Origin of the sequence: Mesorhizobium sp. M0317 (genome assembly GCF_040321555.1) — a bacterium.
GTDB lineage: Bacteria > Pseudomonadota > Alphaproteobacteria > Rhizobiales > Rhizobiaceae > Mesorhizobium.
In genome coordinates, this window is record NZ_JAMYRV010000058.1 from 26,486 (window position 1) to 43,013 (window position 16,528).

At 62.5% G+C, this 16,528-nt stretch carries 17 protein-coding genes and 1 tRNA gene; 10 read left to right on the top strand and 8 right to left on the bottom strand.

What is annotated here, in order from left to right; all coding sequences use genetic code 11:
* Window positions 1-75 precede the first annotated feature (75 nt).
* From NKI88_RS28715 to NKI88_RS28740, 6 genes are all read right to left on the bottom strand, one after another.
* Entirely contained in the window at window positions 76-1,308 is a 1,233-nt protein-coding gene (locus tag NKI88_RS28715) for a MalY/PatB family protein (protein ID WP_352658784.1), read from the bottom strand.
* A 49-nt stretch (window positions 1,309-1,357) separates the two neighbouring features.
* Window positions 1,358-2,482: an amino acid ABC transporter permease gene (locus NKI88_RS28720; RefSeq protein ID WP_502909504.1), complete on the bottom strand. Its 1,125-nt coding sequence runs from the start codon at window positions 2,480-2,482 to the stop codon at window positions 1,358-1,360.
* Window positions 2,483-2,500: 18 nt separating this feature from the next.
* Window positions 2,501-3,688 (bottom strand): amino acid ABC transporter permease, encoded by a 1,188-nt coding sequence (locus tag NKI88_RS28725; protein ID WP_352658786.1) that lies wholly within the window; start codon window positions 3,686-3,688, stop codon window positions 2,501-2,503.
* 171 nt (window positions 3,689-3,859) lie between these two features.
* Entirely contained in the window at window positions 3,860-4,873 is a 1,014-nt protein-coding gene (locus NKI88_RS28730; RefSeq protein WP_023671115.1) for an amino acid ABC transporter substrate-binding protein, read from the bottom strand.
* Window positions 4,874-5,036: 163 nt separating this feature from the next.
* Window positions 5,037-5,996, bottom strand: a complete 960-nt coding sequence (locus NKI88_RS28735; RefSeq protein ID WP_023726526.1) for a LysR family transcriptional regulator — start codon at window positions 5,994-5,996, stop codon at window positions 5,037-5,039.
* A 282-nt stretch (window positions 5,997-6,278) separates the two neighbouring features.
* Window positions 6,279-6,368, bottom strand: a tRNA-Ser gene (locus NKI88_RS28740).
* Between the two features lie 359 nt (window positions 6,369-6,727).
* On the opposite strand from NKI88_RS28740, the gene NKI88_RS28745 reads away from it, so the two are divergent.
* From NKI88_RS28745 to NKI88_RS28760, 4 genes are all read left to right on the top strand, one after another.
* Entirely contained in the window at window positions 6,728-7,474 is a 747-nt protein-coding gene (locus NKI88_RS28745) for a hypothetical protein (protein ID WP_352658789.1), read from the top strand.
* A 116-nt stretch (window positions 7,475-7,590) separates the two neighbouring features.
* Complete coding sequence (locus NKI88_RS28750; protein ID WP_023683176.1) at window positions 7,591-7,914, top strand: hypothetical protein; 324 nt, start codon at window positions 7,591-7,593, stop codon at window positions 7,912-7,914.
* 252 nt (window positions 7,915-8,166) lie between these two features.
* Entirely contained in the window at window positions 8,167-9,156 is a 990-nt protein-coding gene (locus tag NKI88_RS28755; RefSeq protein ID WP_023683177.1) for a BMP family lipoprotein, read from the top strand.
* A gap of 88 nt (window positions 9,157-9,244) precedes the next feature.
* Window positions 9,245-9,706, top strand: coding sequence for a GNAT family N-acetyltransferase (locus NKI88_RS28760; RefSeq protein WP_352658791.1), 462 nt, complete (start codon window positions 9,245-9,247; stop codon window positions 9,704-9,706).
* On the opposite strand, the gene NKI88_RS28765 is transcribed toward NKI88_RS28760, so the two are convergent.
* Together NKI88_RS28765 and NKI88_RS28770 are read right to left on the bottom strand one after the other, a co-directional pair.
* Window positions 9,701-10,090: a hypothetical protein gene (locus NKI88_RS28765; RefSeq protein WP_352658793.1), complete on the bottom strand. Its 390-nt coding sequence runs from the start codon at window positions 10,088-10,090 to the stop codon at window positions 9,701-9,703. The two genes, NKI88_RS28760 and NKI88_RS28765, sit on opposite strands and share 6 nt — an antisense overlap.
* A 13-nt stretch (window positions 10,091-10,103) precedes the next feature.
* Window positions 10,104-10,310, bottom strand: coding sequence for a SlyX family protein (locus NKI88_RS28770; protein ID WP_196813821.1), 207 nt, complete (start codon window positions 10,308-10,310; stop codon window positions 10,104-10,106).
* A gap of 218 nt (window positions 10,311-10,528) precedes the next feature.
* Here NKI88_RS28770 and NKI88_RS28775 point away from each other — a divergent pair, with 218 nt between their 5' ends.
* The 6 genes from NKI88_RS28775 to NKI88_RS28800 all read left to right on the top strand — a co-directional run.
* Window positions 10,529-12,061 carry an ABC transporter ATP-binding protein gene (locus tag NKI88_RS28775; RefSeq protein ID WP_023755056.1) on the top strand — a complete coding sequence of 511 codons (1,533 nt, stop codon included), beginning with the start codon at window positions 10,529-10,531 and terminating at the stop codon, window positions 12,059-12,061.
* Entirely contained in the window at window positions 12,058-13,197 is a 1,140-nt protein-coding gene (locus NKI88_RS28780; RefSeq protein ID WP_023686470.1) for an ABC transporter permease, read from the top strand. The genes NKI88_RS28775 and NKI88_RS28780 overlap by 4 nt, the downstream gene beginning before the upstream one ends.
* A gap of 1 nt (window position 13,198) precedes the next feature.
* Complete coding sequence (locus NKI88_RS28785; protein ID WP_023683182.1) at window positions 13,199-14,170, top strand: ABC transporter permease; 972 nt, start codon at window positions 13,199-13,201, stop codon at window positions 14,168-14,170.
* Window positions 14,171-14,277: 107 nt separating this feature from the next.
* On the top strand, window positions 14,278-14,670 hold the full coding sequence (cdd, locus tag NKI88_RS28790; RefSeq protein ID WP_023683183.1) for a cytidine deaminase: 393 nt from the start codon (window positions 14,278-14,280) through the stop codon (window positions 14,668-14,670).
* Between the two features lie 12 nt (window positions 14,671-14,682).
* The gene (locus NKI88_RS28795; RefSeq protein ID WP_023707594.1) at window positions 14,683-15,501 is read left to right on the top strand and encodes a purine-nucleoside phosphorylase; all 819 of its coding nucleotides are present in this window, start codon (window positions 14,683-14,685) and stop codon (window positions 15,499-15,501) included.
* Window positions 15,501-16,528, top strand: a 1,028-nt coding sequence (locus NKI88_RS28800; RefSeq protein WP_352658795.1) for a thymidine phosphorylase, incomplete at its 3' end; no start/stop codon positions are given. The genes NKI88_RS28795 and NKI88_RS28800, both read left to right, overlap by 1 nt.

The window sequence follows — 16,528 nt, forward strand, 5'->3', positions numbered from 1 at the left end:
GTCGCCCTCGGACGTTTCCTTACCGGCTGCCGGCATCAAGTACCAGGCTCGCATCCGAAGCACCCTGGCGGTCGATCACAGGGATGCCAGCGCGCTGGACATGCGCTCCAGTCCTTGGCGCAACAGAGGACGCGGGCAGCCGACATTCAGGCGAATGAAGCCTTCGCCGCCAGGCCCATAGACGCGGCCGTCATAGAGATTAACCCCGGCCCGATCGACAAAGAATTTCTGAATTCCACCCACTCGGCGATCGAGCGCGCACGCATCCAACCACACCAGAAACGATGCGTCGGGCCGCATGGGCGTGATGCCTGGAAGGTGTTCACCGGCGAACTCGCAAACCAGATCGATGTTGCCGGCGATGTAGCGCGTGAGTTGGTCGAGCCACGGCGCGCCGCTGCTGTAAGCAACCTCCAGGGCCAGGCGGCCGAAAAAGTTCGCATTCACCATGAATGACGCCTGCATTGCGGCAAGAAGCGCCTCGCGGCGCTTTTTGCTGGCTACCGAAATGGTTGCCGAAGGAACCCCGGCAAGATTGAAAGTCTTCGTTGGAGCGGTGCAGATGAACGATTTCTCGGCAGCATCTTCCGAGATGGAGGAGAAGACGATGTGGGGGCGATCCGACAACCTTATGTCGCAGTGAATGTCGTCGGATATGACCAGGATCCCATGGCGCTCGCAGATGTCGTTGAGCGCCGCCAATTCTTCGCGTGTCCAGGCCATTCCGGCAGGGTTGTGAGGATTGCACAGCAGGAATGCCTTGGCACCGCCGGCCGCCAGTTTCTCGAAATCCTCGAGATCGAGCTCATATCTGTTGTTCTGCAGCCTCAGCCGGTTCGTAAGCAGAACCCGCCCGTTTCCCTGAACCACTTCGAAATAGGGCGAGTACACGGGCGACTGCACAATGACGCCGTCACCGGGCTTGGTGAAGGTTCGCAGTATCGCAGCCACCGACGGCATGATCGCCGGCGCGGGAAGCAAGGTCTCCAGTTTCGGCGACCAGTTGTGCCGGTGCGCGAACCACGATTGCACGATCTCATAGTGGCGCGGATCGCGGCGTGTGTAGCCGTAAATGCCATGCTCCGCGGCCTCGCGCAGTCGCGCGATGACGGTTTCCGGAGCGCGGAAATCCATATCCGCCGTCCACAGCGACAGCAGGTCCTGGCCCTCGACCTGAGGAGAGAACTCGTCCCACTGGTTGGCCCATTTGACGGATCCGAACTGCTGACGGTCGTGGATCTGGTCGAAATCTATTCCCGCGATATGTCGTTGCCCAAGCGCCGATGCGGGCGTGTCTGCACAAGCCATTTGATAGTCACCTTGCCGCGGGCATTGCTTGTGGCATCATCAGCGCCTCCTAGGATTTGTGGCCACGCGCCATTTGGCGCTCCACATATTGCGAGTAACGCGACATGCCGAAGCAAAAGCTCCAGTAGACCAGCCCCGCAAAGAGGTAGCCGGTTGATGAGATCGTCGGGCCTGCCCAGTTCGGATCGACGCGCGCCGTTTCGATGGCCTTCAGGAAATCCGCGATGCCGACGATGGCGACCAGAGTCGTGTCTTTGAACAGACCGATGAAGGTCGAGACGATGCTCGGTATGACGATCGTCAACGCCTGAGGGAGGACGATCAGGCGCATCATGTCGAAGTAGCCGATCCCGAGCGCCTTGGCCGCTTCGTACTGGCCCTTCGGGATCGCCTGAAGGCCGGCTCTCACGACCTCGGCCATATAGGCGGACGAGAACAACGCTATCGCGATGAGCGGGCGCAACAGACGATCAGGCGTCAGATAATCCGGGACGAAGAGCGGCATCATGAAGTTCGCCATGAACAACACTGTGATAAACGGCACGCCGCGGACGACTTCGATGAACGTGACGCAAACCGTCTTGACGAAAGGGAGTTCCGACCTGCGTCCAAGCGCCAGGATAACCCCGATCGGAAGCGAGAAGACGATACCCACGATCGACATCAGCAACGTGATCAAGAGACCGCCCCAGAGCGTCGTATCGATGACAGGCAAATGAAGCCAGGCAACGCCGCGCACGAGAACGAACGCGGCCACGGGGAAGACGAGGAAGAACAGCAACGCCGCCATTTTGCGCCGCGGAGCCTTCGTCCACAGGAGCCAGCCGATGAGGATGGCGCCGATCGCCTGCGCAAGGTCCACGCGCCACCGCTCGGAAACCGGATACGCGCCGTATCGCAGGTAGTCGAACTTCTCGGCGATGAAAGGCCAGCAAGCCCCCTGGCTGTTCGCACGGCAAGCTTCGTGGCCGCCGCTCCAGACCGCGTTGAAGATCGCAAAGCTCAGGAAGTGATGCAGCAGCCACGCGGCGAGGAGGACAAAGCATATTGTCAGCGCGCCTGAAGACGGCGTCGAAAACAGGTTCTTTTTCATCCAGCTCACTGGACCCGGTCGAACGTCCGCGGGAGGCGCCATGGCTGGTATGAGCGCGCTGATCACAATTGGCGAACGCATGGACTGATCGCTCACCCGTCACCTCTCAACGATTGCAAAATGTTGGTTGCACGCGTTCATGGCCAATGACGTGGCAAGGGAGATAACGAGATAGACCGACAGGGTAATCGCCATGACCTGGACGGCGGCTCCGGTCTGGTTGAGCACCGTGCCTGCAAAGATCTGAACGAGGTCGGGATAGCCGATGAACACGGCAAGCGACGAGTTCTTGATGAGATTGAGATACTGGCTTGTCAAAGGGGGAATGATGATGCGCAGCGCCTGGGGAACGACGACCAGACGAAGCGTCTTGCCCGGCGCCAGCCCCAGCGCATGCGCAGCCTCGGTCTGGCCCTTTGGCACTGCCTGGATTCCACCTCGCACGATCTCGGCGATGTATGAACCGGTGTAGACCGACAGACCGATCAGGAGAGCGGCAAACTCCGGATAGAGCTGATGCCCGCCTTGAAAATTGAAACCCCGTAGCTGCGGGGCGACGAACGAGACCGGCTCGCCAGCCGCCAGGAATACGACCAGCGGAAATCCTATCAAGGTCGCCAGACTGACCAGAAGCACCGGCAGCTGCCTGCCCGTCCGTCTCTGGACGCTCCTGGCGCGAAACCAGAATGCAACGCAGCAGGAAATGGCCGCAACGAATGCCAGGCCCACCAGACCCGCTCCCGGATGCAAATGAATCTCCGGAACGATGAGGCCGCGATTGTTGAGGTAGATGCCGCCGGGCATGGCGATGGACGCCTTCGGCGAGGGCAACGGCTTGAGGACGGCGTTGTACCAGAACAGCAGCTGCAGCAATAACGGAACATTTCGCACAAGCTCGACATAGGCGGTCGCCACCTTCGAAACGATCCAGTTCGGCGACAGGCGGGCAACGCCGATGACGAAGCCAAGCAAGGTCGCGAACAGGATTGCGAGGAGACTGACGTAGAGGGTGTTGACCACTCCCACCCAGAACGCCTGACCGTAGCTGGACAATGCATCGTACGGTATCAGGGTTTGATTGATGTCGAAGCCGGCAGACTCATTCCAAAAGTCGAATGAGAGCGGAATCCCCCGGACCCGCATATTCGATGCAGTCTGCATGCCGATGCCCAGGGCCAAGGCCAGCAGGCAGCCGGCGAGCAAGAGCTGGTAGAAGATGCCCCGCACCTTCGTATCGTGCAGCGACAACCTCCTGCGCGACGGCGCGGGAAGCGACAAATGGGACATGGGCTGTTCCTATCGGGTCCGTGCAAGGCGCTGACGGTAACACGCCAGCGCCTTGCAACCATGCCTTTGCCTAAAGCGCGTCGGGTTTGAACGGACTCAGGCGACGCGCTTTAGGGTCTTCGGTATGCATGTCGTTGTCTCAAAACCGGGGCCATTTTTGAGCGACATGCATTAGCGGATCGGCGGAGCGTACTGAACGCCGCCTTTGTTCCAGAGCGCGTTCATGCCGCGCTCCATTTTCAGCGGCGAATCCTTGCCGACATTGCGATCGAACACTTCGCCGTAATTGCCGACCTGTTTGATCACCTCGACCGGCCAGTTATCGCCGAGCCCGATGTCCTTGCCTATGCTGCCTTCCACGCCAAGCAGGCGGCGGATGCTGGGATTGTCCGACGATTTCATGGCATCGACGTTCTTGGAGGTGACCCCGTATTCCTCCGCGGCCACCATGACGTAGAGCGTCCACTTCGCCACATTGAACCACTGGTCGTCACCCTGCCGCACCGCCGGGCCAAGCGGCTCCTTGGAGATCAGCTCGGGAAGAACAATGCTGTCGTCCGGCTTGGCCATGCGAAGCCTCGACGCGTTCAAGGTGGAGGTGTCTGCGGACAAGACGTCGCAACGCCCCTCCTCATAAGCCTTCACCACAGCTTCCTCGTCCGCGAAACCAACCGTCGTGTACTTGATCGACTGCGAGCGAAAATAGTCGGCAAGGTTCAACTCGGTCGTGGTGCCCTGGGTGACGCATATCGATGCGCCGTCGAGCCCCTTGGCCGACGTGATGTTGTCGGCCTTGCGCACCATGAACCCCTGGCCGTCATAGAAATACGTGCCGGCAAACAGTATGCCTAGCGACGTATCGCGGGACGATGTCCAGGTTGCGTTGTGCGCGAGAATGTCGATCTCTCCCGACTGCAAGGCGGTGAAGCGATCCTTTGGCGTCAATGGGATGAACTTGACCTTTTGCGCATCCCCGAGCACGGCAGCGGCCACGGCGCGACAATAATCGACGACAAATCCGGTCCATTTGCCTTCATTGTCGGGGAGGCTGAAGCCAGCCGTGGCCGAATTTGTGCCACAGGTCAGCACGCCATTTTTCTTGACATTGTCGAGGGTTGCGGACCACGCCGAGGAGGCGGTGCACGCGATAGCGAGGGCAAGTAGGCCCTTGAACGTTGATCTCATTTCGGCATTCCCCTGTTATTGTTGAAGGGAATGTGCTCTCCAGGTGAACTATTCGTCAAATCGATTGTTCTCATGGTCAAAATGAGCGCCCTTCATAATTGCGCGGCACCCGCTCGCAGGTACAAAGGCGTTCGAGGGTGCAACAGGCGATAGCGCGCGCGATCTATTTTACGGCGGATCCCGGTGTTCCGACCGTGCCTTGGTGTCTCTTGGTCCGCGATTCGTTGTAGATTCCCACGATGATTTCCCGGAGCCACCTGGTTCCCGGGTCATTCGCCATCTGGCGGTGAACAATAAGCCAGGCATTCACATTCGCTATCGGAAGGGGTGGCGGGACCAACGTCACCTCACTCCTCTCATCCAGCATTTGCAGGATGGCATCACCGCAATGGGTAATCAGTTCAGTGCCGCGAAGCGCCCAGGGCAGCACCGGATAGTTCGAGATGGTCGCAACGACATTGCGGCGAAGACCCATCTGTTTGAGGGCGGCATCCGCGAGGCCTTCCGCCAGGCCATCTGCGGAAATCTGGAGGTGAGAACTGGCCAGATAGGTTTCCAGCGTCATTGCGCTTCTGGCGATCTTGCTTCCGCTCCACACCGCGCAAAACAATCGGTCCTGGCCAAGCTCCACCTTCAAGAGACCTGGGTCGTCGCGTATCGCTGCTCCCGTCAGCGCGCAGTCAACTTGTCTCAGATAGACCGATGAACCGATTTCGGGTCCGTTTGCGGGAATGACGTTCAGCGTCGCGCCAGGAGCTTGCCTGGAAAATTCTCGAATGAGGCCCGGGATGAAAACCATGGCATGATAATCTGTAAGTCCAACGCGAAAGTTGCGCCGCGTCGTTGCTGGATTGAAGATCTGATGCCGGTCGATCGATGCGCGGATCGTTGCGAGTGCGGCGGAAATATTCGACAGCAGCTCAACTGCCCGGGGAGTTGGCCGCATCTCGCCGCCATCTCTGGTGAACAATTCATCCTGCAATAGATACCGAAGCTTCGACAGGGAGTGGCTTACAGCGGATTGTGTTCTGCCTAATTCGGTAGCCGCCCGCGTGACGCTCCTTTCCCGCATCATCACGTCAAAGACCCGCAATAGATTGAGGTCGATATCGTTATAATTCATGGAATTACCTCATCTGCGACCTGAGATCGCACCAGGCGGCACTACCGCGTTGGTTGCGACGGTGACAGATGGGGCACGAAGAGTGAAGACAGAGGTTCGGCGCTACGCCTTTGAAACTCTGGCGGACCAGGTGACGACGACCGCCGCATGGCTCCGCGGCATTTCTGCGCCTGGCTTGGCGAGCAAGCCGGCAATCCGCCATGAACCCAGGGCGAGCATGTGAAGTAAAGTCAGCCGCACCCGCTGGGATGGGAAATCGCAGCGGTTTCAATGGCTTGATGGTGGCGGAGAGAGCGGGATTCGAACCCGCGTTACGGTCTCCCGTAAACACACTTTCCAGGCGTGCGCCTTCAACCACTCGGCCACCTCTCCGTCCTTGCATTCGCGCCGGCCGGTTTTGCCACGCGGGTTGGGGAGATGCATCCCTTTGGGATTTGCGGGAAGACCCGCTTGATGGACACCGCCAACCAGCGGATGCCCTTCCCGGCGCCCGTCAATCAAACAGGCGCGGGGCTCATCTAGTCGATCCGGCGCCGAATGCCAAGCCATTACGGCAGTCTATTCGCTTTGCCGGCCACGCATCGTTTCGCGGGGCGTTGAACGCCTCCGCTTCTAAGGCGCTTCGGTTCTGAATGGTGTGCACGGGCAAGGCGGCAGGGCCGGCCGTGCTTGACTTCGCCCCTCGCCACCTGTCGAGTGCGGCGGAGGCTTTGCGGGGGCAACGTCCAGACATGACATCGAGCAATGAACAGCCGGCCAGCGGAACGCCGGCCGGAGGCATGCCAGGCGGGCTGACGCCGGCAGGGCGTCCGGACAGCGGGCTGTCCTTCGTGCCCGTGGTCTGGCTCCTCTTCGTGATGGCATGGTCGGTCTACTGGCTGGTCTCGGCGCGGTGGCTGTTCGAGAGTTCCGGCCTGCCGGACAGGGTCTTCTATTTCGTGCTTGGCGGACTGGCCTTCGACATCCTCACCATCGTGTGGGGGCTTTATCTGCTCGGCCTCGCCTTAAGCCGTTCCGCGCGCTTTCCGCGTCATTTCACCATCTGGCAGATCACCACTATCGCCTGGCGGCTGGCCGAGCAGGTCTATGCGCTGACCGTGCCCGATTTCACCGTCTCCGCCAGGGAGCTTGCGATCGCCGCCACCGAAATCGTCATCGGCCTGTTTTGCATTTACCTGCTGCGCCGCCGCGACGAGGCCAAGGCCTTTTATGCAAGGCCGGAAGCGCAGGCACCGTCAGCCTTTAGTTCGATCGTCGCCGCGCTGGCCGGCATCATCCTCGGCGCCGTCGTCGGCACTGTCGCCGGCTTCGCGCTTGGCGCGGGGATCGCCGAAGCCACCGACATCAGCTGTTTCGAAGGCGGCTGCGGCTACTTCGCGGTGTTCATCGGCCTTGCCGGGCTGGTGGTCGGGGCCATTGGCGGCGGCGTCCTCGGCGTCTGGCTCGTCCATCGGCGGAGCCGAAAGGTGGCCATATAGGCGGGCGATAGGCTTCAAATTCGCGTATGGCGATTGCACGCGGGGCGTGCGCATTCTATTCCTCGCCTTTGACCGGAAGGTCCTCGGGAGGAACTTGAGGACCGGGGAAGATTTCGATGTTGCGTTTTTTGTTTCGCCTCGCGGCCATGATCGCACTCTCGGTCGCCGTCATCATGGCCGTGCTCGACGCGACGCGCTCGGTGGCGGCTTCCACATTGGTCATGACGCCGCTGAATTCGAGCTGGCTGGCGGTTTCGCCCGACACCCGCGCGGCCTTCGAGACCTTCGTGCGCGCCAAGGTCAATCCGATGATATGGGATGGCGGCATCGCCTGGGTGCTTGCCCAGCCGGGGTTTGCCGTGTTCGCGGTGCTTGCCTTCATCCTCTATGCGATCGGCTACCGGCGCCGGCGGCGCGGCGGAGAATTCGCGCCGGGCTGATGGGTTGTCCCAGCGGACTTGCGACGACAACGCGGCAATCGTCCACAGCTGTCACCGCATTGGGCATGTTTTTCCAACGGGGGGCATGCTTTTCCAAAAGGTCAAAATTCCGCGTGAATTTTGTTTCGGGCCGTGCCAGATTGCCTTGAGCGGGAGGGGAGTACACTCCTGGCTGATGCCGCATGCCTGCCGGAGAACCGGGCAGGCGGACGGCGCGTAACGGAAAAAAATAACCGACAGGGTGTGGATCACATGAAACGTATCGTTCTCGGCCTCCTGGCCGCAACCGCAATGGTTCTTCCGGCTTTCGCCGCGGATGTCCAGCCGGCCATCCTCTACGATCTCGGCGGCAAGTTCGACAAATCCTTCAACGAGGCTGCCTATCACGGCGCCGAAAAGTTCAAGACCGAGACCGGCACCGCCTATGTCGAGTTCGAAGTGTCGAACGCCTCGCAACGCGAGCAGGCGCTGCGCCGCTTCGCCGAGGACGGCCGCAACCCGATCGTCATGGCCGGCTTTGCCTGGGAGGATGCGCTGAAGGTGGTCGCGAAGGAATATCCCGATCTCAACTTCGCCATCATCGACGATGCCGTCGATATGCCCAATGTCCGTTCGCTTGTGTTCAAGGAAAACGAAGGCTCCTATCTCGTCGGCATCCTGGCGGCGATGGCCTCGAAGTCCAAGAAGGTCTCCTTCATCGGCGGCATGGACATTCCGCTGATCCGCAAGTTCGAATGCGGCTATGTCGGCGGCGCCAAGGCGGCCGGTGCGACCGATGTCATCCAGAACATGACCGGTGACACGCCCGCGGCGTGGAACGATCCGGCCAAGGGCGGCGAGATCGCCAAGACACAGATCGACCAGGGCTCCGACGTGGTCTATGCCGCGGCCGGCGGTACCGGCGTCGGCGTGCTGCAGGCGGCGGCGGATGCCGGCAAGCTCGGCATCGGCGTCGATTCCAACCAGAACGGCCTGCAGCCCGGCAAGGTGCTGACCTCAATGCTGAAGCGCGTCGACGTGGCCGTCTACACCGCCTTCATGGACGGCAAGAACGGCACCTTCAAAGGCGGCCTGCAAAATCTCGGCCTCAAGGAAGGCGGTGTCGACTACGCCATGGACGACAACAACAAGGCGCTGGTCACCGACGAGATGAAGGCTGCCGTCGAAAAGGCCAAGGCCGACATCATCGCCGGCACGATCCAGGTGCACGACTACACCGCCGACAACGCCTGCCCGTATTGATCTGTATCCATTAGAGTTGAAACCGCCGGGCGAGAGTCCGGCGGTTTTGTTTTTGGGTTTGACGGGGGCCGCAACTTGAGAGGCGAGAGTGAAGCCGACCATCGGACCGATGACCGAACGCGATGTTGATGCAGTGGCGCGACTGCGCATCGCCGCCTTTTTCGAGGGCAGCGCAAGAACGTTGAATGAGGACGTCGCCGGGCTTCGCGAGTTGCTCAATGGAGATGGCTTCGAGGCGGCGCTTGTGGCGCGGATAGGGGACGTCCCGGTCAGGACCTGCCTGCTGGTTCGCCACGAACTTGAACCCGCGCATGAGCTGACGCCTTGGCTGGCGGGATTGGTCGTCGATAGCGACCACCGCGGCAAAGGGATCGGCCGCGCGCTGGTTGCAGCCATCGAAGCGCATGCAACCGCGATCGGTGTGGAGAGGACCTACCTCTATACGTGGGTGGCGCGAGACTTCTATGCCGGGCTCGGTTGGGCAGTGGTCGAGTCGTTTGAGCAGGACGGCTACCCGATGCTGCTGATGTCGCGCGAACTCGGCCTATAGCTGTCCGACGAGATAACCCAGCGCAAACACCACGATCAGCGCGATGGCGATGACGGCGCCGCGCCGGCCACCGAGCGAATGCACGCCGACGCCATAGGGCTTCCGCTCCAGTCTGCCGATCACCGGCTTCGCTTCGTCTTGGCCGACCACACGCATCTGCGGCAGTTCGGCGATGCGTTGCGAGATCAGCCGCCAGCGATCGCCGTCGCCCGAGGGCCGCCCCGTGCGGTCGAAGACATGCATGCGCTCGGCCAGCCGCATCACCGTGTCGCGGAAGGCGGGATCGATCTCCAGGTCGCGCTCGGCACGCTCGCGGTCGCGATCGTTCATCAGGCCAAGCACATAGTCGCCCGCCCGCGCAACGCGATCGCTTTCACCGGCCATCGGCTTCTCCTTGCTACCAGTGCGGCGGTTTGGTTATCGGCACGTCGGGGGCCGACTGTTCCTCCAGCGCCATGAAGCGCCCGGTCAGCGCATCGAGCTTGCGCTGCATGCGTTCGATCGCCGTCCACTGTTCGGCGATCTGGCCCGACAGTTCCTCGATGGTCTTTTCCTGCTCGGCGGCGCGGATTTCCAGCGTCGTCAGCCGGTCGACAGGCATGATCATTCGAAACTCCCCAGGTCCTGGTGCACGCAGTTGCAGCATGATGCGACTGTTGAGCCTTGCATATTAGTGAATGTGAAGGTCTGCGGCCACGTTCGAAATTGACAAGCGCACCGGGATTTGTCGAGAGTGGCCACTGCGCCGCCAATTGGCACGGGTGGGGCATCATGCTAGGCGTTTTGACCAAGCGATAAAAAAATAAGAGTGGGACAGGCTGCATGGCGCAAGCCGCAATCGAACTGATCGGCATCAACAAGAGTTTTGGCGCCGTTCGCGCCAATCGCGACATCAATCTGGAGATCGCACGCGGCACCATCCACGGCATCGTCGGCGAGAACGGCGCCGGCAAGTCGACGCTGATGTCGATCCTCTACGGCTTCTACCAGGCCGACAGCGGCGAGATCCGTGTCGGCGGCAAGGCGGCGTCGATCAAGACCTCCAACGACGCCATCGCGCTCGGCATCGGCATGGTGCACCAGCACTTCATGCTGGTCGACAATTTCACCGTGCTGGAAAACATCATCCTCGGCGCCGAAAGCGATGCGCTGTTGAAAAAGAGCATCGCCAAGGCGCGCTCCGAACTGGAGCGGCTCGAGCGCGAATACGGGCTGGAAGTCGATCCCGACGCCATCATCGAGGAATTGCCGGTCGGCCTGCAGCAGCGTGTGGAAATCCTCAAGGCGCTTTATCGCGGTGCCGAAATCCTGATTCTCGACGAGCCGACGGGCGTGTTGACGCCGGCCGAGGCCGACCATCTGTTCCGCATCCTCAGGCAATTGAAGGACCAGGGGAAAACGGTGGTGCTGATCACCCACAAGCTGCGCGAGATCATGGCCATCACCGACAATGTCTCGGTCATGCGCCAGGGCACGATGGTGGCGACGCGCGAGACCAGCAAGACGACAGTCGGCGAACTGGCCGAACTGATGGTCGGACGGCGCGTGCTGCTGCGGGTCGAAAAGGGCGAGACGGAGGCCGGCGCGGTCAAGCTCGCGGTCAAGAACCTGACGGTGAAAGACCAGCGCGGCGTCACCATGGTCGACGACATCTCCTTCGATATCCACGCCGGCGAGATCGTCGGCATTGCCGGTGTCGCCGGCAACGGCCAGTCCGAACTGCTCGAGGCGATTTCCGGCATCAGGCGCGCGGTTTCCGGCTCGGTGATGCTCGATGGCAAGCCGATCGACCTGACCGGGGCCGCCGATCCCGGCGAGTTGCGCGACCGTGGGCTCGCCCATGTGCCGGAGGACCGCCATCATGTCGGCCTGGTGCTGGCCTTCGAGGAGAACGAGAATTCGATCCTCGGCTACCATGACGACCCGCGCTACCTGAAAGGGCCGTTCCTCAACATCGACGCCATCATGGCTGATGCCAAGGACAAGATCGAGAAATATGACATCCGGCCCGGCAATCCGCGTCTGAAAACGGCGAATTTCTCCGGCGGCAACCAGCAGAAGATCGTGCTGGCGCGAGAAATGGAGCAGGACCCCGGTGTTCTGATTGTCGGCCAGCCGACACGCGGCGTCGATGTCGGCGCCATAGAATTCATCCACAAGCGGCTGATTGCCATGCGCGACCAGGGCAAGGCGGTGCTGGTGGTGTCGGTCGAGCTCGACGAGATCCGTTCGCTGTCCGACCGCATCCTGGTGATGTTTGCCGGGCGCATCGTCGGCGAACGCGGCCCGGAGGCGACCGAAGGCGAGCTTGGTCTGCTGATGGCAGGCGTCGATCGCCAGGAGGCGGCAGAGTGAGCACGCCTTACGCCAAGCTGCCGGCCTGGGCCGATTATGGGCTGATCCCGCTGATCAATCTGTCAGTGGCCTTCATCGTTGCCGGTTTCGTCGTCATGCTGGTCGGCGAAAACCCGTTTCGTGCCGCCGTCATCCTGGTCGAGGGCGCTTTCGGCAAGGGAACCGGCATTGCCTTCACGCTGTTCTATGCCACCACCTTCATCTTCACCGGCCTGTCTGTGGCGGTGGCCGCGCATTGCGGCCTGTTCAACATCGGGACCGAGGGCCAGGCCTATATTGCCGGCCTTGGCGTGGGCGTGGTCTGCCTCGCCTTCGACACTGTGCTGCCGTGGTGGCTGACCTTTCCGCTGGCGATCGTCGCCGGAGCCGCCGTCGGTGCGCTGTGGGCGCTGATTCCGGCCTATCTGCAGGCCAAGCGCGGGTCGCACATCGTCATCACCACCATCATGTTCAACTTCATCGCGGCCTCGATCATGGTCTACCTCCTGGTTGGGCCGTTGAAGCCGGCGGCGTCGCAGGCGCCGCAGACGCGCAACTTCCTCGCCGGCGCCGAACTGCCCAAACTCAACTGGATCATCGAACTGTTCGGCGCCAAGATCCGCTCGGCGCCGTTCAACATCTGCTTCCTGCTGGCGCTGCTCATGGCATTCCTGGTCTGGCTGCTGATCTGGCGCACCAAGCTCGGCTACGAGATGCGCACCTATGGCCACAGCCCGAAAGCGGCGCGCTATGCCGGCATTTCGGAGACCCGCATCATCATCATCGCGATGATGATTTCGGGCGCGCTGGCCGGCATGATGACGCTGAACCCGGTAATGGGCGACCAGCACAATGTGGCGATCGATTTCGTCTCCGGCGCCGGCTTCGTCGGCATTGCCGTGGCGCTGATGGGCCGTCTGCATCCGGTCGGCATCGTGCTGGCGGCGATCCTGTTTGGCATGCTCTACCAGGGCGGCGCCGAACTTGCCTTCGAAATGCCGGCGATTTCCCGCGACATGATCGTCATCATCCAGGGCCTGGTCATCCTGTTTGCCGGTGCGCTGGAGCACATGTTCCGGCCCTACGTCCAGGCGCTGTTCGCCTCGTTCAGTCCAAGGTCGGTCGGCATCGAAGCGGTCAAAGGGAAGGGCGCCTGAGATGGACGTCTTCATCGCCATCGTGCAGATCCTGGACTCGACCATACGCCTGTCGGTGCCGCTGCTGCTCGCTTGCCTCGCCGGCCTCTATTCGGAACGCGCAGGCGTTTTCGACATCGGGCTGGAAGGCAAGATGCTGGTCGGCGCCTTTGCAGGTGCGGCCGCCGCTTCGGTCTTCCATTCGGCCTTCCTCGGTCTCGGCATGGCGATCGTGATGTCGGTCGCCTTTGCCCTGGTGCACGGCTTCGCCTCGATCACCCATCGCGGCAACCAGATCGTCTCCGGTGTGGCCATCAACTTCGTCGCCGCCGGCTCGACCATCATTCTGGGCCAGGCCTGGTTCCAGCAGGGCGGGCGAACGCCGGCGCTGCAGCCGGGCGAGCGTTTCGAGGCCATCACTCTGCCTGGTGCTGCCGCGATCCACGACGTGCCGATCATAGGGCCGATCTATTCCGAGCTGCTCTCTGGCCATTCGATCCTGGTCTATCTCGCTTTCGCCATGGTGCCGTTCACCTGGTGGGTGTTGTTTCGCACCCGCTTCGGCCTGCGCCTGCGCGCCGTCGGCGAGAACCCGGCCGCCGTCGACACCGCCGGCATCTCGGTCGCCTGGCTGCGCTACCGGGCCCTGATCTGCACCGGTGTGCTGACCGGCATTGCCGGCGCCTACCTCTCGATGGTGCAGAATGGCGGCTTCGTGAAGGACATGACCGCGGGCAAGGGGTACATCGCACTGGCGGCGCTGATCTTTGCCAAATGGCGACCGGTCAACGCTATGTTCGCCTGTCTTCTGTTCGGCTTCCTCGACGCGGCGGCGATCCGCCTACAGGGTTCGCCGCTGCCGTTGATCGGCAAGGTGCCGGTGCAGTTCATGCAGGCGCTGCCCTATGTGCTGACCGTGATCCTGCTTGCCGGCTTCATCGGCAAGGCGATCCCGCCGCGCGCCGGCGGCGTGCCTTATGTCAAGGAACGTTGATCCGGGCGCCCAGGAGCACTGTGTCGAACATGCGGCTGGTGCTCGAAAGGCGCCAGGAAAACGCAAATGGCCGGGTTTTGACCACGATCGTCGGAGAGAACGTCTAGATGTCGCATGATCTGTTCGAAGCCGCGCAGGAGGCCATGGCCAAGGCCTACGCGCCCTATTCGAAGTTTCCGGTGGGTGCGGCCTTGCGCACCGAAGACGGCCGTGTCTTCACCGGCGCCAACATCGAGGTCGCGTCCTATCCGGAAGGCTGGTGCGCCGAGACCACGGCGCTCGGCCATTACATCATGGGCGGCGGCGGCAAGATCGTCGAGATCGCCGTCATTGCCTCGCGCATGGCCAAATGCTCGCCCTGTGGCGGCTGCCGGCAAAGGCTGGCGGAGTTCTGCCGGCCGGACACGAAGCTCTATCTTTGCGACAACACCGGCGTGGTCGAGACCGTGACCATGGGCGACATGCTGCCCTACGGGTTTCGTGGCGACATTTTGAAGTGAGAGTTGGCTGATATGAAGGAAGCTCTGGACCACCTCGTCGAAAGGCTGGACGGGTTAGCGCCGACAACGGCGATGGTGCTGGGGTCGGGCCTTGGCGGGCTTGTCGACCAGGTCGAGAATGCCGTGCGCATCTCTTATGCCGACCTGCCGGGTTTCCCCCGCAGCGGGGTGACTGGCCATGCCGGCGAGGTGGTCGCGGGGCTTTTCGCCGGCACGCCGGTGCTGATGCTGTCCGGCCGCGCCCATTATTACGAGCACGGCGTTGCTGCGGCGATGCGGCCGGCGCTGGAGGTGCTTGCCGGCATCGGCATCACCAAGCTGATCCTTACCAATGCCGCCGGCTCGGTCGATCCCGACATGCTGCCTGGATCGGTGATGCTGATCACCGATCACATCAATTTCTCCGGCTCCAACCCGCTGATCGGCGAGCCGAGCGACCGCCGCTTCGTCGGCCTGACCGAAGCCTATGATGCCGGCTTGCGCGCGGCGATCGAACGGGCGGCGAAGGCGACAGGGACGGCGCTGCACAAGGGCGTCTATATGTGGTTTTCCGGTCCGTGTTTCGAAACCCCTGCTGAAATCCGCATGGCCCGCGTCATGGGCGCCAAAGCGGTAGGGATGTCGACCGTACCGGAGGTCATTCTCGCCCGCTTCCTTGGGCTTCGCGTAGCCGCCTGTTCGGTGATCACCAATCTCGCCGCCGGGATGACCGGGGCGGAACTGTCGCACCAGGAGACCAAGGACATGGCGCCGATCGGCGGCGCACGGCTGGCGACGATCCTTGCGCATGTGTTCCAGGATGGGTTGCCGGAGCCGAAGGGCGCCGCCTGATGCTTCCGCAGGAAATCATCCGCCGCAAGCGCGACGGCCAGAAACTGTCCGCACAGGAGATTTCGGCTTTTGTCGCGGGCGTGACTTCGGGCAGCGTCTCGGACGGCCAGGTCGGCGCCTTTGCCATGGCGGTTTTCTTCAACGGCATGAACCGCGACGAGGCGGTGGCGCTGACGCTCGCCATGCGGGATTCCGGCGATGTGCTCGACTGGTCGGACCTGCCGGGTCCGGTCACCGACAAACATTCGACCGGCGGCGTCGGCGACAATGTCTCGCTGATGCTGGCGCCGATCGTCGCCGCTTGCGGCGCCTATGTGCCGATGATCTCCGGCAGGGGCCTTGGCCATACCGGCGGCACGCTGGACAAGATGGATGCCATCCCAGGCTATATCAGCCAGCCGGATATCGCGCGCTTCCGCAAGACGGTGCTCGAGACCGGCTGTGCCATCATCGGCCAGACCGCCGATCTCGCGCCCGCCGACCGTCGCCTCTATGCGATCCGCGATGTGACAGGAACGGTGGAATCGGTGCCGCTGATCACTGCCTCTATCCTGTCGAAGAAACTCGCGGCCGGCCTGCAGTCGCTGGTGCTCGACGTCAAGGTCGGCAATGGCGCCTTCATGGAGAAGTCGCGCGACGCGACAGCACTTGCCAACAGCCTGGTCGAGATCGCCAACGGCGCCGGCCTGAAGGCCTCGGCGCTGGTCACCGGCATGAACGAGCCGCTGGCGTCGGCGGCCGGCAACGCGGTCGAGGTGCGCAACGCCGTCGATTTCCTCACCGGGAGGCTCCGCGACAAGCGACTGGAGGATGTGACGCTGGCGCTGGCCGCCGAGATGCTGCAATCGGCAGGGCTGGCGTCGTCCAATCAGGACGGTCTCAGGCGCGCGGCCGAGACGCTGGCCGGGGGGGGGGGGGGGGGGGGGGGGGGGGGGGGGGGGGGGGGGGGCGGGGGGGGGGGGGGGGGGGGGGGGGGGCGGGGGGGGGCGGGGGGCGGGGGGCGGGGGGCGGGGGGGGGGGGGGGTGG